The 23,028-nt window shown below is 73.0% G+C and carries 10 protein-coding genes; 9 read left to right on the forward strand and 1 reads right to left on the reverse strand.

Annotated features, from left to right (window positions below; translation table 11 throughout):
- Window positions 1–307: 307 nt before the first annotated feature.
- Window positions 308–1,318: a hypothetical protein gene (locus QSK10_RS05585; RefSeq protein WP_285661503.1), complete on the reverse strand. Its 1,011-nt coding sequence runs from the start codon at window positions 1,316–1,318 to the stop codon at window positions 308–310.
- A 95-nt stretch (window positions 1,319–1,413) separates the two neighbouring features.
- Between QSK10_RS05585 and cofD the strand changes: the two genes are divergently transcribed.
- The 9 genes from cofD to QSK10_RS05630 all read left to right on the forward strand — a co-directional run bounded on the left by cofD (window position 1,414) and on the right by QSK10_RS05630 (window position 23,007).
- Window positions 1,414–2,331 (forward strand): 2-phospho-L-lactate transferase, encoded by a 918-nt coding sequence (cofD, locus tag QSK10_RS05590; RefSeq protein WP_285661504.1) that lies wholly within the window; start codon window positions 1,414–1,416, stop codon window positions 2,329–2,331.
- The gene (locus tag QSK10_RS05595) at window positions 2,328–3,632 is read left to right on the forward strand and encodes a coenzyme F420-0:L-glutamate ligase (protein WP_285661505.1); all 1,305 of its coding nucleotides are present in this window, start codon (window positions 2,328–2,330) and stop codon (window positions 3,630–3,632) included. Before cofD ends, QSK10_RS05595 begins: the two co-directional genes overlap by 4 nt.
- A gap of 58 nt (window positions 3,633–3,690) precedes the next feature.
- Entirely contained in the window at window positions 3,691–9,330 is a 5,640-nt protein-coding gene (locus QSK10_RS05600) for a pentapeptide repeat-containing protein (protein ID WP_285661506.1), read from the forward strand.
- A 76-nt stretch (window positions 9,331–9,406) separates the two neighbouring features.
- Window positions 9,407–14,011, forward strand: coding sequence for an NACHT domain-containing protein (locus QSK10_RS05605; protein WP_285661507.1), 4,605 nt, complete (start codon window positions 9,407–9,409; stop codon window positions 14,009–14,011).
- Window positions 14,004–19,142: a trypsin-like peptidase domain-containing protein gene (locus QSK10_RS05610; RefSeq protein ID WP_285661508.1), complete on the forward strand. Its 5,139-nt coding sequence runs from the start codon at window positions 14,004–14,006 to the stop codon at window positions 19,140–19,142. The genes QSK10_RS05605 and QSK10_RS05610 overlap by 8 nt, the downstream gene beginning before the upstream one ends.
- A 45-nt stretch (window positions 19,143–19,187) precedes the next feature.
- The gene (locus QSK10_RS05615; protein WP_285661509.1) at window positions 19,188–20,162 is read left to right on the forward strand and encodes an ABC transporter substrate-binding protein; all 975 of its coding nucleotides are present in this window, start codon (window positions 19,188–19,190) and stop codon (window positions 20,160–20,162) included.
- On the forward strand, window positions 20,149–21,156 hold the full coding sequence (locus tag QSK10_RS05620; protein ID WP_285661510.1) for a FecCD family ABC transporter permease: 1,008 nt from the start codon (window positions 20,149–20,151) through the stop codon (window positions 21,154–21,156). The genes QSK10_RS05615 and QSK10_RS05620 overlap by 14 nt, the downstream gene beginning before the upstream one ends.
- Window positions 21,153–22,202 carry a FecCD family ABC transporter permease gene (locus QSK10_RS05625; RefSeq protein WP_285661511.1) on the forward strand — a complete coding sequence of 350 codons (1,050 nt, stop codon included), beginning with the start codon at window positions 21,153–21,155 and terminating at the stop codon, window positions 22,200–22,202. The genes QSK10_RS05620 and QSK10_RS05625 overlap by 4 nt, the downstream gene beginning before the upstream one ends.
- A gap of 1 nt (window position 22,203) precedes the next feature.
- The gene (locus QSK10_RS05630; RefSeq protein ID WP_285661512.1) at window positions 22,204–23,007 is read left to right on the forward strand and encodes an ABC transporter ATP-binding protein; all 804 of its coding nucleotides are present in this window, start codon (window positions 22,204–22,206) and stop codon (window positions 23,005–23,007) included.
- The last annotated feature ends 21 nt before the right edge of the window (window positions 23,008–23,028 follow it).

Consider the following 23,028-nt stretch of genomic DNA (forward strand, 5'->3'; position numbering starts at 1 on the left):
CCCCCGCTGTGCGGAACCGCCTGACGGACATCGGCGGTCCGTTGCGACGGGTTTCCGTCACACCCCTCTGCTGAATTACACGCGTGTCATCCAGGGCTCGTCAAGCAGAACTCTGATATAGGGCCCGTTCGGGCCAAGACTTTCTCAGATTCCGCCCACACTGAACCACGCTGCGACGTGTTGGCACCGACCGATAACGGACAGTAGTGCACTCGCGTAGCGCGTCGCGAGGCACCCCCTCACACATGGCGAAGCCCCGGTCACCGTCGGGTGACCGGGGCTTTTCGCACGTGAAGGCCGCTTGGGATTACTGCTGAGGCGGCTGCGGCTTGCCGATGACCTGGGTGTGCTCGTCGTCCGGCTGACCCCACGCCGGAGGCGCGGGAGGCTGCTGGACGCCGGGCGCGGCCGGGCCGGAGGTCGGGGCCGGGACGCCCGAGATCGGCGCGGGAGGCGCCGACACCGGGGGCTGGCCGTACGGGTTCGGCTGCGGCTGGCCGATCAACTGAGTGGCCTCGTTGCCGTACTGCGGCGGTGCCTGGGGAGCCTGCTGCGGCTGGGGGGCCTGCGGAGGCTGCTGCGGGAACATCTGGGTCGCCTGCTCGTCGGCGGCCCCGTAGGGCTGCTGCGGAGGCTGCGGCGCGCCGTAGGGCTGCTGCGGCTGGCCGTAGACCGGCTGCTGCGGGGCCTGCGGGACGGCCTGGGGCTGCTGGGGTGCCTGGGGCTGGCCGTACTGCTGCGGCTGACCGTAGGGCTGCTGAGGAGCCTGCGGCTGGCCGTAAGCCTGCTGCGGCTGGCCGTAGGGCTGCTGTCCGTACGGCTGCTGGCCGTAGGGGTAGGCGGGAGCCGCCGGGGCGGCCGACGGGAAGGACGTGAAGATCTTCAGGACCACGAACAGCCCGATGCCGGTCAGGGCGAGGTACACCAGCCGGGTGAGGACGCTCAGGATGAGCGGAACCGCCTCGCCGCCGGAGTTGTGCACCACGTCGAAGATCAGGAAGATCAGGTCGAGCAGGATGAGCAGGCCGTAGACGATCAGGGCCACCATCGAGAAGAGCTTGGCGGTGGCGTCGACCGGCTTGATGGCGGTCAGCAGGAGCACTGCCACGAGCGGTCCGGCCAGGATGATCGGGTTGTCGCCCAGCATCGTGCTCGCCGCGCCGTCCTCGAAGGTCACGGCCTGGAAGGCGTACACCAGGCCGATGATCATCAGGAGAGCGGCTGAGGCGATCAGCCCGATGGCGACGATCGGCCGCAGTGGTTTCGCAGACACCGCCGCCGTGTCGTCATTGGCGGTATCGGTGGTCGGGGTTGTCACGATTCCTCCTCGGCGAGACCTGTGGTAGCGATGAGCCTATCGGTCGAGTCCAACCCGGTAGGCGCATCGGGTCGAGAGTCGGCGAGACTGGGCCCATGCATGTGGTGGTCCTGGCCGGCGGCATCGGCGGCGCGAAGTTCCTGTCCGGGGTCCGCGAGCTGGGCCACGAGGTGACCGCGGTGATCAACACCGGCGATGACGTGACCATGCACGGACTGCGCATCACCCCCGATCTGGACAGCGTCATGTACACCCTCGGCGGCGGAGCCGACGCCGAACGCGGCTGGGGCCGCGCGGGCGAGACGTGGACGGTGAAGGAGGAACTGGCCGCCTACGGCGCCGAGCCCACCTGGTTCGGGCTGGGCGACCGGGACATCGCCACGCACCTGGTCCGCACCCGCATGCTCGCCGCCGGAAACCCGCTGTCGGCGGTCGTGGAGGCACTGTGCGACCGGTGGAAGCCGGGCGTGCGGATGCTGCCGATGACCGACGACCGCGTCGAGACCCACGTCATCACCGAGGGCACCGCCATCCACTTCCAGGAATGGTGGGTGCGGCACCGCGGCCAGGTGCCCACCGAGCGGTTCGTGTTCACCGGCGCGGCCGCCGCCAAGCCGGCGCCCGGCGTCCTGGAGGCCATCGCCGCCGCCGACGCGATCCTCATCGCGCCCAGCAACCCGGTGGTGTCGATCGCGCCGATCCTGGCCGTGCCGGGCGTCCGCGACGCCCTGGTCGCCGCGCCCGCGCCGGTCGTCGGCGTCTCCCCCATCATCGGCGGCGCGCCCGTGCGCGGCATGGCCGACATCTGCCTGGAGACCCTCGGCATCGAGGTCACCGCCTCCGGCGTGGGCGACCTCTACGGCCCCGAACTGCTCGACGGCTGGCTCGTCGACACCGCCGACGCCGGGGCGGCCGTGGAGGGCGTGACGGTGTCGGCCCGCCCGCTGTGGATGACCGACGTCGCCGAGACCGCCGCCATCGCCGCCGACGCCATCGCGCTGGGCGAGCGGTGACGCGCCTGGAGATCCTCCCGGTCGAGGGCATCGGCGAGGTCGGCGAGGGCGCCGACCTCGCCGCGCTGATCTGCGCGGCGGCGCCGTGGCTGGCCGACGGGGACGTCCTGGCGGTGACCAGCAAGATCGTCAGCAAGAGCGAGGGCCGGGTGGTGACCGGCGACCGCGAGGAGGCCATCACCGCCGAATCGGCGGGCCTGGTGGCCCGGCGCGGGCCGACGCGGATCGTGCGGACCGCGCACGGGCTCGTGCTGGCCGCCGCCGGTGTCGACGCCTCCAATGTCGCACCCGGCTCGCTGGTGCTGCTGCCCCTGGACCCCGACGGGTCCGCGCGCCGGTTGCGGGCCGCGATCAAGGCCGCCGCCGGGATCACCGTGGCCGTGCTGGTCACCGACACCCTTGGGCGCGCCTGGCGGCTCGGGCAGACCGACGTGGCGATCGGCGCGGCCGGGCTGGCGCCGCTGCGTCCCTTCGCCGGGGAGAGCGACCCCTACGGCAACAAGCTCACCGTGACCGCCCCCGCCGTCGCCGACGAGCTGGCCGGGGCCGCCGACCTGGTCAAGGGCAAGACCAGCGGCGTGCCGGTGGCCGTCGTGCGCGGCCTGGGCGAATGGGTGTCCGAAGAGGACGGCCCCGGCGCGGCCGCGCTGATCCGCCCCGCCGAGGAGGACATGTTCGCCCTCGGCGCCGACGAGGCCCGCCGCCTCGGCCACCGCGAGGCCGTCGGGCTGCGCCGCTCGGTCCGCGGGTTCACCGGCGAGCCGGTGGATCCCGCCGCGATCGGGCGCGCGGTGGCCGCCGCCCTCACCGCGCCCGCGCCGCACCACTCCACGCCCTGGCGGTTCGTCCACGTGTCCACACCGGACACCCGGACCCGGCTGCTGACCGCGATGCGCGAGGCGTGGATCGCTGATCTGCGCGGCGACGGGCGCTCCGAGGAGGCCGTCGCCGCCCGCGTCGGGCGCGGGGACCTGCTGTGGCACGCCACCGAACTGGTGGTGCCGTGCCTGGTCGCCGAGGCCGCCCACCACTACCCCGACGCGCGGCGGAGCGGTGCCGAGCGCACCATGTTCCACGTCGCGATGGGCGCCGGGGTGCAGAACTTCCTGGTCTCACTGGCCGCCGAGGGCCTGGCGTCCTGCTGGGTCTCCTCCACGCTCTTCTGCCCGGACGTGGTGCGCGAGGCCCTCGATCTGCCCGCCGGCTGGGAGCCCATGGGCGCCGTCGCGCTGGGCCATCCGGCCGCCGCGCCCGGGCCCCGTCCACCGCGCGATCCGGGGGCCTTCATCGTCCACAGGTGACGGTGGTTGATTGCGTTTGGTATCAATGACTCTCACCGACAGTGGCGGGAGGGGTCGGATGCGGCCACCGGAGCACGCCGTGGCGATCGTGCTGAACTCCGAGGGGCGGCAGGCGGGGCTCGCGTTCCTGATCGGCCCGCGCGAGCTGGCGACCTGCGCCCACGTGGTCGACACCGCGCTGGGCCGCAAACGCGGCACCCGGTCCACGCCCGAGGGGCCGGTGCGGCTGCGCCTGCCGTTCGGGCCCGGGTCCGGCGAGACCACCGCCGCGGTGACCGGCTGGTTCCGGGGCGAGGACGGCGCCGACCTGGACCTGGCGCTGCTCACCGTCCCGCCCGGCGCGGCCGACGGCATCGTCCCGCTGCCGCTGGCGCGGCAGGCCGACACCGGCATCGACGTCCAGATGTGCGGGCCCGCCGACGACGGCCGCCTCATCCACGTGCGCGGCCTGCTGGTCGGGCGCTCCGGGCAGGGCCGCCTCCAGATCGACCAGAGCCGCGGCGGCGCCTACCGGGTCGAGCCCGGCTACAGCGGCGGCCCGGTGTGGCGGCAGTCGACCGGCGAGGTCGTGGGCGTGCTGCGCGCGGTGGCCGTGGGCGCCTCGGCCGCCGAATGCCTGGACGTGGCCCTGCTGCACCGCATCCGCAGCGGACGCCATCCCGACGCCAAACCCTCCCCCGGCGCCGGGCATCCCACCGTCCTGCAACTGGGCGGCACCCGCTTCGCCGGCGAGGACGGCCCGGAGGCCGAGACGCTGGCCGAGCAGGTCCTGGCCGACCTGGCGCGGCTGGAACACGACCACGACGCGCGCCCCAACCTGCTGGTGGTGTGCGGGAACCTGACCGCCAACGCCCGGCCCAGGGAATTCGACGTGGCCCGGCGATATCTGTCCGCGCTGGCCGAACCGCTCGGCCTGACCGGCGAGCAGATCGTGGTCGTGCCCGGCCCCAGCGACGTGAACGCGACCCTGTGCCGGGCCTACTTCGAGCAGTGCCGCGAGCTCGACGAGGAGCCCGTGGCGCCCTACTGGGAGAAGTGGCGGCCCTACTCCAACCTGCTGACCCGGGTCACCGGGCGGCCGCTGCCGCGCGCCGAACCGTGGCTGGCCCACGATCTGGGCGATCCGGCGGTCATCGTCACCGCCCTCAACTCAACCTTCGGCGTCACCCATCTGCCCGACGTCGACGAGCCGGTCTACGGCGACGCGCAGCTGCGCTGGATCACCGCCCGCGCGCAGGAGTCGGGGGCCGTCCCGCACGTCGTGGTCAGCCACCGCGCGCTGGTGCCCGCGCCCACCCGCTCGCCGGAGATCCGCCGCGCCGCCCGGCTCGTCGGGCCCGTCGCCGACCTGATCCTGGCCGGTGAGGAGGGCGTGCCCGGCCTGGACCGGCGCGGCATGCGGCCCGTGCTCACCGTCTCCTCCCGGCGGCGCTTCCACGTGGTGCGGCTGGATCCCGAGCGCACCGAGGTCTTCGCCCGCAGGCGCGACGGCGGCCGGTTCGTCGGCGACACGGGCACCGATCCCGACGGCGAGAACTGGCGCTTCGGCCTGCGCCGCCGCTCCAGCGGGCCCAAACCCGCCACCGCCGAGCCGCCACCGCCGTCGCCGTCGCGGCCGATGGAGAACCTGCGCCTGGTCGCCGAGGCCGCCGAGCTGCGCGATCCCGACGCCGTCTTCGAGATCACCGAACCGGTCGCCGGGGGCATGGAGGAGACCGATGACGGGGACGGCGGTTTCGCCTACCTGCGCGTCATCACCCGCCACGACTTCGGCAACGGGCTGGAACCCACCGGGCAGTACCTCCTGGGCGTCCTCAATGGACCGCCGTGCCGCCACGTCCTCGACCGCTTCCACCGCGAGGTGGTGGCCCTGTTCCGCAGCCCCGGCTCGGCGCCGCTGACCCGGGTCATCTACTTCGGGAAACTGGCCACCGCCAAGGCCGTCTCGCACGGCCGCGGCCTGGGCATGCACGTGGAGAGCTTCCTGCAGTTCCAGCGCGGCTGGGACCCGCGGCCCTTCGTGGCCTGGCAGGAGACCGACCTGGCCACCGACCCCCGCTACCCGCCGCAGCTCTACGTCCCGCAGGACTACCGGGAGCTCGGCCCGCGCGGGATGCCCGTCCCCTCCCGTGACGCCGACGCCCGCCCGACCCTGCCCGAGCGGGTCGCCGGGTGGCTGCGCGAACCCTACGGGCACCTCATCGTCGTGCTGGGCGCGGCCGGGTCCGGCAAGACCTTCTTCCTGCGCACCCTGGCCCGCGAGCTGTCCGACGTGGACTCCCCGGTCACCCCGATCTACCTGCCCGTCCGCGAACTGGGGCGGCTGCCCGAGATCAACGAGGTGGTCGCCGCCTACCTCACCCGGGCCGGGGAGGAGCGGCTGTCCACCACCCGCTTCGAGTACCTCCTGCGCGAGGGCCGCATCGCGCTGCTCCTCGACGGGCTCGACGAGCTCACCGCCCTGAGCACCTACGAGCGCGCCATCGGGCACCTGCGCGAGATCGGGTCCCGCGCCGAGCACCTGGCCAAGATCGTGGTCACCGCCCGCGACGTCGGATTCCTGTCCAACACCACCGTCCTGGACGCCCTCGGCGGCGCCTCGGCGGTCACCGAGGGCCGCCGCGCACTCCAGATCTCGGCCTTCTCCGCCGAGCAGATCGAGATGTTCCTGACCCGCCTGCTCGGCGACCGCGAGGCCGCCCGCCGCCGCGTCCGGCTCATCTCCGGGCTCGGCGAGCTCCCCGAGGTCGCCCGCAACCCCAGGATGCTCTCCTTCATCGCCGCCATCGACGAGCGCCGCCTCATCGAGGCCCAGGAGGCCGGCGAGGGCCAGCTCACCGGCGCCGACCTGTACCGCCAGGTCCTCGACCAGTGGATCACCGGCGAGATCGTCCGCCTGGCCCGGCCCGGGCAGCCGCCGCCGCTGTCCAAGGAGCAGCTCTGGCTCGCCGTCCGCGCCCTCGCCCAGCACCTGTGGCGCACCGAGCGCGAGTACATCACCATCCAGGGCCTGGGCGTGGCCGCCTCGACACTGTCGCATCTGGACGATCTGGATCCGCCGCGTCCCGAGCACGACGGGCAGATCCACCAGCTGGGCGCGGGCAGTCTCCTGGTGCGACACGAGGACGCCGAGCTCGGCTTCATCCACCGGTCCATAAGGGAGTGGCTGGTCGCCGACGCCCTCACCCCCCTGGGCGACTACCACCCCATCTCGCCGCTGGCCCACCACCGGCTCACCGGGCAGGCCGCGCAGTTCCTGTGCGAGATGAACGACAAGGCCGCGGTCTGGTCCTGGATCGACGGCTTCTCCCGCGACCAGGACGCCACCGATGAGGGCCGCGACAACGCCCTGCTGCTCCAGCGCTTCGCCGGTCCCCGGGTCCTGAGCCCGCCCCCGGCCGAGGACCTGTTCGTGCCCGGCGACGACCGCCAGTTCATCGGCGCCCGGCTGTCCGGCCGCGACCTGCGCGACCAGGACCTGATGGGCTACAACCTCAGCTACGCCCACTTCATCGAGACCGACTTCACCGGCGGCAACCTCCGCGGCACCTTCTGGACCGAGTCGGACCTGACCGAGGCGAAACTGACCCTCACCGACCTCACCGACGCCCATCTCGAAGAGACCGACCTGACCGGCGCCGACCTCATGGGCGCCAACCTGACCCGGGCCCGCTTCGACGAGGCGCGCATGCGCCGGGCGAAGCTCCTGGGCGCCACCATGACCGACGTCCGCCTCCACAACGCCGACCTGACCGGCGCGGCCCTGCCGGGCGAGCCGCTGTCCGTCCAGTTGCGACCGTCCATGGTGGGCGATGTGGCCGCCCTCGACCCGGGCGGGCAGCTCGTGGCCACCGGCGACGCGCAGGGCTGGGTCCGGCTGTGGGAGCTCCAGAGCGGACGGCCCGTGCGGCAGTGGCGGGTCCTCGGTGGACCGATCGTGTCCCTCGACTGGTCCCCCGACGGCCGCCGCCTGCTGGTGGCCGGGCGCGGCCTCGGCGTCGCCGACGCCGTCCACGGCGGCGTCCAGTCCACCCGCGACGACGTGGAGGTCATCGCCGCCGCCTGGAGTCCCGTCCCCGGCCGCTACGCCATGGCCCTCGCCGGAGGCGGCGTGACCATCGAGTCCGCCGACAACCGCGACGAAGGGCACCTCTGCCTGCCCGACGTCACCGCCACCCGCCTGGCCTGGTCGCCCGACGGCGACCGGCTCGCCGCCGCGACCTACGAGGGACTGGCGGTGGTGCGCCCCTCCGGGGACGAGAACGAGGTGTACGCCGCCGAATCGCCGATCACGTCCCTGGCCTGGTCGCCCGACGGGCTGCACGTGGCCACCGGGCACGCCGACGGGCGCGTGGAGACCTGGCGGGTCCCCGCCTTCCGCCGCCACGACGCCCAGTCGGCGCACACCGGCGCGGTCACCGCGCTGGCCTGGTCGCCCGACGGGCGGCAGCTCTACAGCGCCGGGAGCGACCGGCGCGTCCTGGAGTGGCAGTCGTGGACCCTGTCGGCCGGGCGCACCATCCCCACCCTGGTCAAGGACGTGCGCTCACTGCTGTACGCGACCGACAGCCGCATCCTCGTCACCTGCGGCGGCCCCGGCGTCCTGCACGCCTGGAATCTCGACGAGAACCGCCCCTGCTGGGAGGGCACCGCCGGTCCACAGTGGATCAATACCGCGTCCTGGTCGCCCGACGGCCGCTACGCCCTCACCGGCGCCAGCGACGGCGAACTGCGCGTCTGGGACCTGTCCACCGGACTCACCGCCCGCAGCAACCGCGCCGAGGGCTCGATCCTGGCCACCGACTGGAGCCGCGACGGCGAGCGCATCATCACCGGCAGCGACAACGGCGAGACGCTGCTGTGGGATCGCGATCTGAGCATCCGGCCGTCCTTCAACCGTGGCGCGTGGGTCTGGGCGACCCGCTGGTCCCCCGACGGGACGCATTTCGCCACCGGTGGCGACGATCAGCTCGTGCGCGTCTGGACCCGCGCGCACCACGAGCCGGTCCGGCGCTGGCGCGTGCCGGGCCGGATCCGGGCCCTGGCCTGGTCGCCGGACAGCCACAATCTCATCATCGGGGACGCCACCGGCGGTCTGGCCTGCCGTCATGTGCGCGACGGCGGGCTGAGCTGGCGTGTCGCGGGTGAGGGGAACGCGATCACGGCCCTGTGCGTGTCGGCCGCCGGGATCATCCTGATCACCGGGGATTCGGCCGATCAGATCTGCATCCGCTCGGCCGAGACCGGCGAGGACTACGACCGGCGGACCGCCGGGCACGGCCGGGTCACCGCGATCTCCTGGAACGACGAGACCCACACCTTCCACACCGCCGGGGACGACGGCCGGATCCGCGTCTGGAGCACCGGCGGTTACACCGTGATCCAGGAGTGGCAGGCGCACGCCGGCCCGGTGACCTCGATGTCGCTGTCGCCCGACGGGCGCCACCTGCTGACCACCGGCCGCGACAACGTCGTCCGCGTGTGGCTGGCCGACACCGGCGACCCGGTGGCGACGCTGCTGCCGTTGCGGAACGACACCGAGGCCGTCTTCTACGGCGACGGCCTGCGCTACAAGCTCACCGGGAACACCGACGGGCGATTCTGGTACGCGTGCGCGCAGGTCCGTCTTGAAGCAGGTGAGGCCGACGAGTACGTGCACGAGCTCGAACGGGTCGCCGAGGACACGCCCCTGCTTTAGCGCATACGCGCTCTGACGGGACCTTCGGCCCGTGAACCGGCTTGGTATCAATGAGGTACACCGAGTTGGGGGATCCATGAAACCGGAACACGCGGTGGCGTTCGTGACCACTTTGGAGGGTCGCCGGGTCGGGCTCGCGTTCCTGTACGCCCACGGGCATCTGGTGACGTGCGCGCACGTGGTGAACTCGGCGCTGCGGCGCGAGCGCGGGACGGCCTCGCGGCCGGGGGACGCGCGGGTCCGGCTGGTCTTCGCCTTCGGCGGGGCCTGCGAGGCCGAGCTGGTGGGCTGGGGGCCCGGGCGGGAGTGGCGGGCCCGGGACGATTGGGCGGTGCTGCGGGCGGAGACGCCGAAGCGGCTGGCGCCCCTGCGGATCGCGCCGGTCGCGGCGACCGGCGCCGTCCAGCTCTGCGGTCCCAGCGACGAGCACGGCGGGCGCGGCCTCAACCACGTGGCGGGGACGCTGATGGGCGACTCCGCGCCGGGGCTGCGGCAGATCCACCAGAGCGACGGGGGACCGTTCGTGGCCGGGCCGGGCTACAGCGGCGGTCCGGTGTGGGTGCCGGAGACCGGGGCGGTCCTGGGCGTGCTGCGCACCGCCGACGAGACCGCCGAGACCAACGCCGACTGCCTGGACCTGACGGGCTTGCGCGCCGAGCTGCTGCGGCTGACCAGGCCGCCGGACGCCGTCGACCTCCTCCACCTGCACGGGCTGCGCGTGGGCGAGGCGACTCCGGCGTCCCTTGTGGACGACGTCCTGGCCGCCGCGTTCGCGCACTCGGTGTGGCCGGACGCCGTCCTGCTGTCGGGGAATCTGGCGGCGAGCGCCGAGCCCGCCCAGTACGCGCGGGTCGGCGAGCTGCTCGCCGGGCTGGCCGGGGCGCTGGGGCTGCCGGAGGGGCGGGTGGTGACGGTGCCGGGGCCCTCCGACGTCAGCGCGAAGGCGTGCGAGGCGTACTTCCTGTACTGCGAGGCGCGGGGGATCGCGCCGAAGGCGCCGTTCTGGGACAAGTGGATGAACTACGCCGACTTCGATCCGCTGGACCGGGCCGCGCCCTGGCGGCGGGTGGAGCTGCCCGCGTTGCGGCTGGTCGTCGCGGGTTTCAACGCGACGATGGCCGATACCCACGACACGCGGCGGGTCGAGTTCGGCGAGGAGCAGGTGGCCGCGCTGAGCGCGCCCGCGCCGGACGGGCACGCGCTGATCGCGCTGAGCGCGGCTCCGCCGGCCGATCCGGGCCCGTTCGACCATGTGGTGACCGGCGACGAGGGCGGTGGTTTCGAGTTCGTGCGGCTGACCGCCGAGCGGGTGGAGACCTGGGGGCACCGCGAGGGTGAGCCCGTGCGGCACGGTTCGCGCGCCCGCGTCCCGGGTCCGCGCGGCACGACGCGCCCGGGGCGTGATCCGGCGATCGCGGCGCTCATCGCACCGGTCGAGGACGCCATCCGCAACCACGAGCCGCACGCGGTGATCACCCGGCACCTGGGTGAGCCCGTCCACCTGCACGTGCTGCGGATGCACGATTTCGGCGTCGGCCCGCGCCCGACCGGGGCGTACCTGCTGGGCATGGCCGTCGAGGTGACCGCCGAGGCGCTGCACCGGTACCGGGCGGCCTTCGACCGCTTCCACGGCATGGACGGCGAGCTGCCCGCCCGCATCGTCTACTTCGGACGGCTCCCGGCGCCGGAGCTCGCCCGGCTGGCGAAGGAGCTGCGGATCGGGCTGGTGTCCATCAAGCGCCTGCGCTTCAGCTGGGATCCGGCGGAGTTCCTGGACTGGCAGTCGCGCTTCTTCGCCGCCGATCACCGCTACCCGCCCGAGCTGTACATCCCGCAGCGCTACCGGGAGGTCTCGGCGCACGGCACGTTCATCGACGAGTTCGGCAAGGCCACCGCGACCCCGTCGGAGCATCTGGACCGGCGGATCCTGGACTGGCTGGACGATGACGCGCCGCGCCTGGTGGTGGTCCTGGGCGGCGCGGGCGTGGGCAAGACGTTCCTGCTGCGGACCCTGGCGCGGCACCTGTCGGAGCGGTCGCGCGGGATCACCCCGGTCTACCTCGAACTGCGTCACCTGGAACGGATCCGCAGCCTCAACGAGGTGGTCGCGGCGAACTTCGCCCGCGCCCAGGAACACAGCATCACCGTCCCGCAGTTCAACTACTACCTCGAACACGGCGACATCGCGCTGCTGCTGGACGGCCTGGACGAGCTGACCTCGCAGAACACCTACGAGCAGGCCCTGGAGCACCTGCACGAGATCCGCGACAAGGTGCGCGGCAAGGCCAAGGTTGTCATCACCGTCCGCGACACCGAGTTCCTGTCCAAGGCCGAGGTCCTGCGCGTCCTGGGCGGCAACCAGGCCGCCCTGGACGGCCGGCGCGCGCTGAACGTCGAGGGCTTCAACACCGAGCAGATCGAGCACTTCCTGATCCGCCTCCTCAAGGACGCCGGGGCCGCCCACGAGCGGCTGGAGCTCCTGCGCTCCCTCGGCGAACTGCCCGGCGTGGCCCGCAACCCGCGGATGCTGTCCTTCATCGCCCACATCGACCGCGAGCGGCTGCTGAAGGCCAAAAAGGACAGTGGCGGAACCCTCACCGGCGCGCAGCTGTACCGGCAGGTCCTGGAGCAGTGGATGGACCGCGAGCAGGAGCGCCTGGAACGTCCCGGCCAGGCGCCGGCGCTGACCCGCGAACAGGTCTGGGACGCCATGAAGGCCCTCGCGCTGAACCTGTGGGGCGCCGGGACCGACCGCGTGCCGGTCGCCGAGCTCGGTCACCGGGCCGGGCTGGTGGCCCTGGCGCCCGACGACGCCCGCGTCCACCAGATCGGCTCCGGCAGCGTCCTGGTCCAGTACGAGGACGGCGAGCTCGGCTTCATCCACCGCTCCATCCAGGAATGGCTGGTGGCGAAGGCGATCCTGGACCACCCGCGCCCTTCGGAGGCGATGACCACCTACCGGCTCAGCGGGCAGGCCGCGCAGTTCTACACCGAGCTCGGCGGCGACCTGAGCGCCGTCCTGGGCATAGGGTCGAGCACCTCGAACCGGCGGCTGCTGGAGGCGGCCTCCGGTGACGCGGTGATGGACTACTCCGGGCAGGACCTGCGCGGCGCCGACCTGCCGCGCGACCTGTCCGGGCGCGACTTCGGCCACGCGCAACTGCCGGGCCTGGACCTCAATGGCCGTCTGATGCGCGACACGAACCTCGTGGGCGCCGACCTGACCGGCGCGCGGCTCCTGGGCGCCGACCTGACCGGCGCGGACCTGAGCGACGCCGACCTCACCCGCGCGGCCCTGCTGGGGACGGGGGTGACGCTCGCGCAACTGGGCACGGCGGCGTCCACGTACGGTGCCGCGCTACCCGGGATGCCCGCCGAGATCCAGTTCGAGCCGACGCTGGCCGGGCACGTCGCGGCCGCCGACCCGTCCGGCGGGTTCCTGGCCACCGGCGACCGCTTCGGCTGGGTCCAGATCTTCGACGCCGAGGACGGGACGCCGATCCGGCGGTGGCGGGCGCTGCCGGAGCGGGTCGACACGGTGGCGTGGTCGGCCGAAGGGCTGCTGATCGGCGGCGACGGGGTGATGGCGGCGTGGGATCCGCTGACCGGGCGAGCGATCTGGCGGACCCGGCTGGCCAAGACCGGCACGGTCGCCATCGCGGCGTCCCACGACGGGGCCATCGCGGTGACCGTCGGCGACGACCTCTACATCGGCGCCAAGGGCGTCTTCGACCTCCAGGACCGCGAGCACGTGGCGGCGATGGACTGGTCCCCCACCGGCACCAGCCTGGCCACCGCGACCGGCGCGGCCGTCACCTTCCGCGAGGCGGGCGACTCCGGCGGCACCGTCATCGCCGCCGAACCCGGCGTGACCGCGCTGGCCTGGTCGCCCGTCGAGCACCACCTCGCCTGGGCCGAGGCCGACGGCACCATCACCGTGTGGGACACCGACCTGCGCGCCGAGCTGGACGGCCCCGTCGCGGCCCTGTGCTGGTCGGGCGACGACCGCTCGCTCTACTGCGCGTCCGGGAGCACGGTGCACGAGATCCGGCTCGACCGGCCGCAAGGCCCCCACCGCGGCTTCGAACTCTTCGGCACCGTCACCGCCATCGGCCGCGTCCCCGGCACCGGTGGCCTCTTCATCGTCACCGGCGACCAGGTGATGGTGTGGGAACCGCGCGGCGGCCAGCGGGTCTGGTCCCGGATCAGCCACCTCGATCCCGTCACCGATCTCGCCTGGAACCGCGACGGCACGGCGATCCTCGCGGTGACCTCGACCGCCGCCCTGAGCTGGGACCTGGGCACCATGAGGGCGACCCGGCTCGCCGACGACGCGCCGCCGTCCGGCCAATGGGTCACCGCACCCCGTGAAGGCGCGGCGAACCTCGCCCTGGACGCCCCCGCCGGAACCGTCACCGCCTTCGCCACCTCCCCCGACCGCCGCCTCCTCGCCTACGGCGGCGGCGACGGCCTCACCCGCGTCTGGGACGCCGAGGAAGGCCGCCTGCTCACCACCCTCGTCCCCCTCGACGGCAACGGATCGGCCGCCATCCGCCACGACGAGAACGCCTTCGTCCTGCACGGCGAACTGCGCGGCGAGTTCTGGTACACCGCCGGGCTGACCCGCATGGACCCCGTGGAACTGGCCGCCCACACCGGGGAGGTCCGCCGCCTTGACTGAGCATCCCGTCCACGGCGTCGCCCGAGTGTCCACAGGGGACGGACGCGCGGCCGGACTGGCGTTCCAGCACGCGCCCGGGCGCTTCGCCACCTGCGCCCACGTGGTGAACTCGGCGCTGGGCCGTGACCGGCGCGACCCGGGCGTCCCCGAGGGGATCCTGGGCCTGCGCCTCTTCGACGGCACCGAGCTGCGCGCGCTGGTCGCGGCCTGGGGCCCGGGCCGGAAGTGGGCCGACCGGGACGACACCGCCGTCCTCGCCGCGCTCGACCCCGTCCCCGCCGCGATCCCCGTCCTGGCCGCCATGGCGGCTCCCGAGGCGATGGACGTGCGGGTCTGCGGCCCGAGCCCCGACCGCGACGGCACCGCCCTCGACCACGTGCGCGGACGCCTGGCCGGTGAGCGCTCACCGGGCCTGTGGCAGCTGCACCAGGAGACCGACGGGCCCTTCCGCGTGCGCGGCGGCTACTCCGGTGGTCCGGTGTGGACGGATGACGGGCGCGTGGTGGGGCTGGTCCGGGCGGCGCGGGCGGGGCGGTCCGACGCGGAATGCCTGGCGCTCGACCGGTTGCCCCGCACGGCGCGTGACGTGGGCGGCGCGCACGTCCTGCACGTCCACGGGCTGCGGCTGGACGGGGCCGCGCGGGCCTCGGCGCTGCTGGCGAGCGTCGCCGCGCGCGCCCTCGCCCACGGCGTCCGTCCCGACGCCGTCGTGTTCTCCGGCAACCTGGCCGCCTCCGCGCGCCCGACGGAGTACGCGCTGGTCGCGGCCCTCATCGCCGACCTGCGCGCGCTGTTCGGGCTCGGTCCCGAGCGGATCGTCACCGTGCCGGGGCCTTCGGATGTGAGCGCGAAGGCGTGCGGGGCCTACTTCATGGACTGCGAGGACGCCGAGACCGCACCGGTGTGGCCCTACGCGCGCAAGTGGAGCAGGTACGCCACTGTGGACCCGCTGCCGCAGGGAACCCCGTGGCGGTGGGTGGAGTTGACCGACCCACCGCTGGTGGTGGCCGGGCTGAACTCCACCGTCCACGACACGCATCTGCTGCGGGAACCCGGTTTCGGCACCGAGCAGACCGACTGGTTCCACGCCCGCCTGGGCACCGTCGGGACCACGGCCCACCGGCTCGGCGTGGCCGCGGAGTTCCCGGCGCACGACGCGGCCGGGGATCTGGACCTCGACGTGCGGCTGTCCGGGGAAGGGTTCGGCTACGAGCTGCACGTCCTCCACGGACGCGAGCTGAAGACCCTGCGCTGCCCGCACGACGGCACCGGCTTCGCGATGGCAGAACCCGAGACGATCGGGTTGCCCGCCAGAGAAGCCGTCATCACCCGGCCGCCCAAGCCCGCACCCGACGAGATGGACCGCGTCCAGCGCGCCCTGGAGTTCCGCGAGCCCGGCGCGCGCCTCATCGTCCACCGGGACCACCGGTACATCCACGTGGTGACCACCCACGACTTCGGCGGCGGCGCGGTGCCCACCGGCGGCTACGCGGTGGGCGTCCGCACCGGCCGCGTGTACGAGTCCGATGTGGACGCGTTCGCCACCGGCGTCCTCGAACGGCTGCGCGCCACCGACGACCTGCTCCAGGCGCAGCTCGTCTACTTCGGACCCCTCCCCGACCCGCGCGTGAGCGAATACGCGCGACGCCACCGGGTGAGCCTGATCAGCTTCCGCCAGTTCCAGTTCAGCTGGGACCCCCGCGCCTTCGTCCGCTGGCAGACGGCCCGTCTCGCCGCCGACCGCCGCTACCCCGCCGACCTCTACATTCCCCAGCGCTACCGCCGCGTGTCCTCCAGCGGGACCTTCGACGACGGCTACGGCGATCCCGCCCCCGAGGAGAACCTGCACCGGCAGATCCTCTCCTGGCTCGGCGACGACGCCGCCCGCCTCGTGGTCGTCCTCGGCTCGGCCGGAGCCGGCAAGACCTTCCTCCTGCGCACCCTCGCCGAGCGGCTGTCCGCCGACGACGGCCCGCTCACCCCCGTCTACCTCCAGCTGCGCGAGCTGGAACGCGTCCCCAACCTCGACGTCTACGTGGCGGGCCGCTTCGCCGACGCCCAGGAACACCGCATCGACATGGGCCGCTTCAACTACTACCTGGAGCAGGGGCACATCGCGCTGCTGCTGGACGGGCTCGACGAGCTGACCGTCCACGGTGGATACGACCGTGCCGTGGGACACCTGTCGGCCATCAGCGAGAAGGTCAAGGGCAAGGCGAAAGTGGTCATCACCGCCCGCGACACCGAGTTCCTGTCCAACCGAGAGGTGCTCAAGGCCCTCGGCGGCAACTCGGCCGCCCTGTCCGGACGCCGCGCACTGCACGTGGAGGACTTCGCCGACGACCAGGTCGAGGAGTTCCTGACCAGATTCCTCGGCTCACCCGCCGCCGCCCGCGAGCGCCTGGCGCTGCTCGGCAGCGTCGGCCCGCTGCCGGAAGTGGCACGCAACCCGCGCATGCTCTCCTTCCTGGCGCTCCTGGAACCCGACCGGCTGCGCCGGGCCGCCGACGACAGCGGCGGCGAGATCAACTCCGCCGAGCTCTACCGCGCCCTGCTGAACCAGTGGATGGACCGCGAGGCGGAGCGACTCCGGCGTCCCGGCGAGAAGCCCGCGCTGACCACGGAGGAGCTGTGGGCGGCGGTCACGAAGCTGGCGGTCTATCTGTGGACCACCGAGCGGGAATCGATCGCGGTGGAGGACCTGGGCGCGGCGGCGGACCTGCTGTCGCATGTGGACGCCGACGCGCGCATCCGGCAGGTCGGCTCGGGCAGCGTGCTGATCCGGCACGAGGACGGCGATCTGGGGTTCATCCACCGCTCGGTGCAGGAGTGGCTGGTGGCGAAGTCGATGGTCGCCGACCCCGGGCTCCTGGGAAGGCGGACACTGTCCGGGCAGGCGGCGCGGTTCTATCGAGAGCTCGGCGGGACGGTCACCGGGAGTTCGTCGGGGGAGGTGGAGGGCCGCAACATCGCGCTGATCGGGGACTCCGAGGGCTTGTACTTCGGGGACACCGATGCGCGGGGGCATGACTTCAGCGCCGACACCCTGATCGGAGCGACCTACCGCAACTCCACGCTCGCCGATGCCGACCTCGCCGGGCACGATCTCACCGGGACGAAGTTCCTGAGCTCGGACCTGACCGGGGTGAACCTCTCCGGGGCGAAACTGGAGCGGACCAGGTTCGACGGGTCGGCCCTCGACTTCGTCTCTCTCCTGGGCACCGAGGTCACCCTGGCGCAGCTCGCCGATGCCGCCTCGCTATTCGGCACCGCCCTGCCCGGCGAGCCGGTGAGCGTGCAGTACAAGCCATGCCACCTGAGCGGCTTCCACGTGCCGAGCCCAACCTCCACCCTGGTCGCCACCTGCGATCCCGTCGGCTGGGTCCGGATCACCGACCTCGCCTCGGGACGGCTGCTCAAGCAGTGGCGCGAATGCGACACCGTGATCGCGGTACTGCGCTGGTCACCGGAAGGAACTCTGCTGGCCATCGGCATCGGAGACGTGCTGCGAGCCCGGGACGTGGTCAGCGAGCGGGTCCTGTGGGAAGTGGTCCTCCCCAGCGACATCCTGGCGGTCACCTGGTCGAGCGACGGCGAGATCGCCGTTACCACCGCCGAGGGGCGCCTGTACTTCATCAACGACGGCGTCTCCCGCCTGAGCCGGCTCGCCGTCACGAGCGGGCCGATGGCCTTCTCTCCGGACGGCATCCTGCTGGCCGGGCCCTTCGTCTCCGACCCGCTGCCGATGCTGCCGCTGTCGGCGACGGCCGTGGCCTGGTCACCGGACGGGTCCCGACTCGCCTACGGCGACGCCCACGGGAGACTGCGCTGCCGAACGCCGTCCGGCGAGAGCGAGGTGACGTTGCCTAGCGCGCACACCACGGGGATCACCTCGCTCGACTGGTCCGGCGATGGCGAACGGATCCTGGCCGCTGATGGATTCGGTTACCTCAGTGAGACCTACGTCGACGATGTCGAGCGACGGACCCCGGCCATCACGCACAAGGGCACCGAAGCCTCCTACGTCCTCGACGGAACGTGTCTCCTACTGGGCCCCGGCGAGCTGCGCATGGTGGACTTGGCCGACGGTTCGCTCCGGGAGCCCTTCGCCCCGTCCAGCGCGGCCGTCACCGGCGCGGCCTGGTCGCCCTCGGGTGACCGGATCGCCTCGGTGCACGGCCGCGACCGGCTCACCGCGTGGTCGGTCGAGTCGTCCACCGCACTCTGGTCGCAACAAGCCTCCTGGGCCGACTGGGACCGCAGCGGCGACCGGATCGCCGTCGAGCGCGGCGGCTTCATCCGCTACGTGCAGGCGAGAAGCGGCCAGCCGACCGATGCGCGGCTTGAGGTTTCGGGGGCGGCGGCCGGACACTCCCCATCCGGCGATCTGCTGGCCATCTGGAACGCGCGGGGTCTGGTGGTCCGGCCGGTGGACCTGCCGGAGGAGAACACCCGCTGGGACATCACCGGGATCCGCGACGCACGCTGGCTGAGCGAGGAACTCCTGCTCGCCGTCGGCCAAGACGGGACCATCCGGCGGCTGCCACTCAGGAACGGCGACATCCGCGTCGTCCCCGGCAGCGGACACCACCTGCCCGTCTTCGCGATCCTCGACGATGGCACCGTGCTCAGGGCACTGGCCGACGGTGCCATTGAGATCTTCGATCTGGACCGGGACGCTTCCGTGGCGACGTTCGACCTGCACGACCGCCCCGTCTTCGCGATCGACGTCGCCCGGCATACCGGCCTGGTGGCCTCCGCCGATGACTCTGGCCTCGTCAAAACCTGGCGCGCCGGCCCCGTCATCGACTCCTGGACCGCCCACGACGGCCCCGTCACCACGATGTCCTTCTCCCCCGACGGCACCAAACTCCTCACCGGCGGCCAGGACGGCCTCCTGCGCATCTGGACCCCCCAGGGCGAGCACGTCACCACCCTCATCTCCCTGGAGGTGGGCTCCGCCGCCGTCCACGGCGACGGTCTCACCTTCCAGCTCGACGGCGACCTGCGCGGCGAGTTCTGGTACTCCGCCGCCCTCGCCCGCCTCGACCCCGTCACCCTCGCGCGGCACACCGCCGAGGTGACTCGCCTCCCCCGCGCCACCCCCCAGATGGACGACCAGCAAAGCTAAGGCTAACCTCACTCGCGCCGACCCCCCGATCGCGAGGAGCCCTTCATGTCCCGCCCGATCCGCCGTGCCCTCACGGCCATGCTCGCCGCCGCCGTGCTGACGCTCGGCCTGGCCGCGTGTGGCAGTGCGAAGGACGACAAGCCCGACGCCGCGGCGTCCGGTGACGCCGGTTCCTGGCCGCGCACGGTCACCCACGACAAGGGCCAGACGAAGATCGACGCGAAGCCGCAGAAGATCGTCGCGCTGGACAACTCGCTGGTCGAGGCGGTCGTGCTGCTGGACGGGAAGCTGGTGGGCGGCATCGGCTCGTACCGGAACCTGACGGGTTTCCCGGAGTACCTGGGTGACGCGGTGAAGGACACCAAGGAGGTCGGGCCGCTGGACAGCCCGAACCTGGAGCTCATCGCGCAGCTGGAGCCGGACCTGATCGTCTCGGCGACGGTCCGCCACGACGCGCTGTACGACAAGCTGTCCGAGATCGCCCCGACGGTGTTCGTGAAGACCACCGGCCCGCAGTGGCAGGACAACCTGGGCCTGGTCGCGCAGGCGATGGGCGAGGAGCAGAAGGCCGCCACGAAGCTCGCCGACTTCAAGGCGCGCGCGAAGAAGGTCGGCGACGCGATCAACGCGAAGGCGGCGAACCCGACCATCTCGATCGTGCGGTTCCTGGACGGCCCGACGCGGCTGATGGGCAAGAAGTCCTTCATCGGCATCGTGCTGTCCGACGCGGGCCTGGCGCGGCCCGAGGCGCAGAACGTCGACGAGTTCTCCGTGGAGATCTCCGAGGAGCAGATCGAGAAGGCCGACGCCAAGTGGATCTTCGTGACCACCTACAAGGGCGGCGCCGACAGCAAGTCCAAGTTCGAGTCGAACCCGCTGTGGCAGCGGCTGGAGGGCGTCAAGAGCGGGCAGGTCAAGGACGTCCGCGACGAGATCTGGATGACCTCGGTCTCCGTCCAGGGCGCGCACATGATCCTGGACGACCTGGCGGCCGCCTTCGGCGTCGATGCCGCGAAGTAGCCTCCGGCGGGCGCTGATCGCGCCCGTCCTCGTCTTCGGCCTGGCCGCGGCGGTTGTTCTCAGCCTCGCGGTCGGGTCGAAGGCGATCGCGTTCGGCGACGTCCTCGCCGCCGTCTTCGGGAACCGGGACGGCGACGCGCTGGTCGTCGCCTCGCTGCGCATGCCCCGGACGGTCCTCGGCCTGATCGTGGGACTCGCGCTCGGCCTGGCCGGGGCGCTCGCGCAGGAGCTGACCCGCAACCCGCTGGCCGACCCGGGGCTGCTGGGCGTCTCGGCGGGCGCGGCCGTCGCGGTCGCGGCCAGCATCGGCGTGCTGGGGCTGACGAGCCCGTTCGCCTACGTGTGGTTCGCGTTCCTGGGGGCGGCCCTGGCGGGGATCCTGGTGTACGCCGTCAGCGGCGCGGGACGCTCGCAGAACTCGCCGGCGAAACTGGCCCTGGCCGGGGCGGCGGTGACCGCGCTGCTGGGCAGCGTCACCTACGCGCTGGTGCTGCTGGACGTGCGCACCCTCGACCAGTACCGGCACTGGGCGGTGGGCTCGCTCGCCGGCCGCGACGGTTCGCTGGCGCTGCGGATGCTCCCGTTCATCGTCATCGGCACCGCCCTCACCGTGGGCCTGCTGCCGCGCCTGAACGCCCTCGCCCTCGGCGATGACCTGGCGACCTCGCTCGGCGCGAAGGTCGGCGTCACGCGCGCGCTGGGCGCGGTGGCCGTCATCCTGCTCACCGGCGCCTCGGTCGCCGCCGCCGGGCCCATCACCTTCGTCGGGCTGGTCGTGCCGCACGTCGTGCGCGCCTTCACCGGACCCGACCTGCGCTGGCTGATGCCGTTCTCGGCGATCGGCGGCGCGATCCTGCTGCTGACCGCCGACACCGCCGGGCGCCTCCTGGACTACCCGGGCGAACTCCAGGCCGGTGTGGTCACCGCGCTGATCGGCGCGCCGTTCCTGGTGTACCTGGTCAAACGCGGGCGTCTGAAGGAGCACACCCGGTGAAGGGCGTGCAGATCGGCGCGGTCGGCTTCCCGCTCCGGCTGCGCACGAGCCTGGTCTTCGCGCTGGTGCTCGCCGTCATCGCCGCCGGGTTCGTGGCCTCGCTGTGCCTGGGCCTGACCTTCACCCCGCCCGCCAAGGTCATCGAGACCCTGTTCGGGGACGGGAGTCGCGCCAGCGAACTCATCGTCTTCAAGCTGCGCATGCCGCGCGCCCTCACCGGCGTCCTCGTCGGGCTGGCCTTCGGGCTGGCGGGTGCGCTGTTCCAGGCCGTCACCCGCAATCCCCTGGCCAGCCCGGACCTGATCGGCGTCTCGGCCGGGGCCAGCGCCGGTGGCGTGGCGATGATCCTGTTCAGCGGGGTCACCGCGGCGGGCGCGGGCTCGCTGGGCACGGTCCCCTTCGGCGCGTTCGCCGGGGCCCTCGCCGCGGCGGCGTTCATCTACGTCATGGCCTTCCGGGGCGGGACGGTCACCGGCTACCGCTTCGTGCTGGTCGGCATCGGCGTCAACGGCGCGCTCTCGGCGCTCACCGGATGGCTGCTCACCCGCGCCGACATCGACCAGGCCGGGCGGGCCATGGTGTGGCTGACGGGCAGCCTGAACGGGCGCGGCTTCGAGCACGCGACCTGGATCGGCTGCGCGCTGGCCGTGGTCGTGCCGTGCGCGATCGCGCTGTCGCGGCCCTACCAGCTCCTCCAGTACGGGGACGACACCGCGCGCGGCCTCGGGCTGCCGCTGGCCCGCACCCGCATGGCGCTGCTGCTGCTCGGCGTCGTCCTGGCCGCCTTCGCCACCGCCGCCGCGGGCCCGATCGGTTTCGTGGCCCTGGCCGCGCCGCAGATCGCCCGCCGGCTGACCGGGACGGCGAACCTGCCGCTGCTGACCAGCGGGCTGGTCGGCTCGGCGCTGGTGATGATCGCCGACCTCATCGCCCGCACCGCCTTCGGGGACATCGAACTGCCCGTCGGCGTGGTCACCGGCGCCATCGGCGCCCCCTACCTGATGTGGCTGCTGGCCCGTAAGAACCGGGCCGGAACGGGAGGCTGACATGGTCTATAAGGAATCGGCCGCCCTCACCGGCAGGGACCTGCGACTGTCCTACGGGGACCGCGTCGTCGCCGAGCACCTCGACCTGGCCCTGCCCGCCGGGAAGGTCAGCGTCCTCGTCGGCCCCAACGCGTGCGGCAAGTCCACCGCCCTGCGCGCCCTGGCCCGGCTCCTGGTCCCCAGGCACGGGGCCGTCTACCTGGGCGAGGACCCCATCGCCGAGCTGCCCGGACGCGAGTTGGCGCAGCGCCTGGCGCTGCTCCCGCAGACGCCCGTCGCGCCCGACGGCATCACCGTGTGGGACCTCGTCGCGCGCGGCCGCACGCCCCACCAGCGCTGGTGGCGGCAGTGGTCGGCGGCCGACGCGAAGGCCGTGGACGCCGCCCTGCGCGCCACCGGTGCGCTCGACCTGTCCGAGCGCACCCTCGACGAGCTGTCCGGCGGGCAGCGCCAGCGCGTCTGGATCGCCATGGCGCTGGCCCAGGACACCGGCGTGCTGCTGCTGGACGAGCCGACCACCTACCTCGACCTGGCCTTCCAGGTGGACGTGCTGGAGCTCGTCCGCGACCTCAACCATCGCGACGGGACGACCGTGGTGATGGTCCTGCACGACCTCAACCAGGCCGCCCGCTACGCCGACCACCTGGTGGCGATGAAGGGCGGCGAGGTGATCGCCGCCGGTGACCCGTCCGAGGTGGTCACCCCGGAACTGGTCGCCGAGGTCTTCGGGCTGGCCGTGCGGGTCATCGAATGCCCGGTGGCGGGGACGCCGATCGTGATCCCCGAGGGCCGCGCGCGAGCATGACCCGATCTTTGAAACATCGCG

This window comes from Actinorhabdospora filicis, from assembly GCF_030269765.1.
Classification (GTDB): domain Bacteria; phylum Actinomycetota; class Actinomycetes; order Mycobacteriales; family Micromonosporaceae; genus Actinorhabdospora; species Actinorhabdospora filicis.

What these genes read in the sequence shown, in the direction of transcription:
- QSK10_RS05620 (WP_285661510.1), top strand. Translation starts at nt 20,149, where the DNA reads ATGCCGCGAAGTAGCCTCCGGCGGGCGCTGATCGCGCCCGTCCTCGTC.
- cofD (WP_285661504.1), top strand. Translation starts at nt 1,414, where the DNA reads ATGCATGTGGTGGTCCTGGCCGGCGGCATCGGCGGCGCGAAGTTCCTG.
- QSK10_RS05605 (WP_285661507.1), top strand. Translation starts at nt 9,407, where the DNA reads ATGAAACCGGAACACGCGGTGGCGTTCGTGACCACTTTGGAGGGTCGC.
- QSK10_RS05630 (WP_285661512.1), top strand. Translation starts at nt 22,204, where the DNA reads ATGGTCTATAAGGAATCGGCCGCCCTCACCGGCAGGGACCTGCGACTG.
- QSK10_RS05615 (WP_285661509.1), top strand. Translation starts at nt 19,188, where the DNA reads ATGTCCCGCCCGATCCGCCGTGCCCTCACGGCCATGCTCGCCGCCGCC.
- QSK10_RS05600 (WP_285661506.1), top strand. Translation starts at nt 3,691, where the DNA reads ATGCGGCCACCGGAGCACGCCGTGGCGATCGTGCTGAACTCCGAGGGG.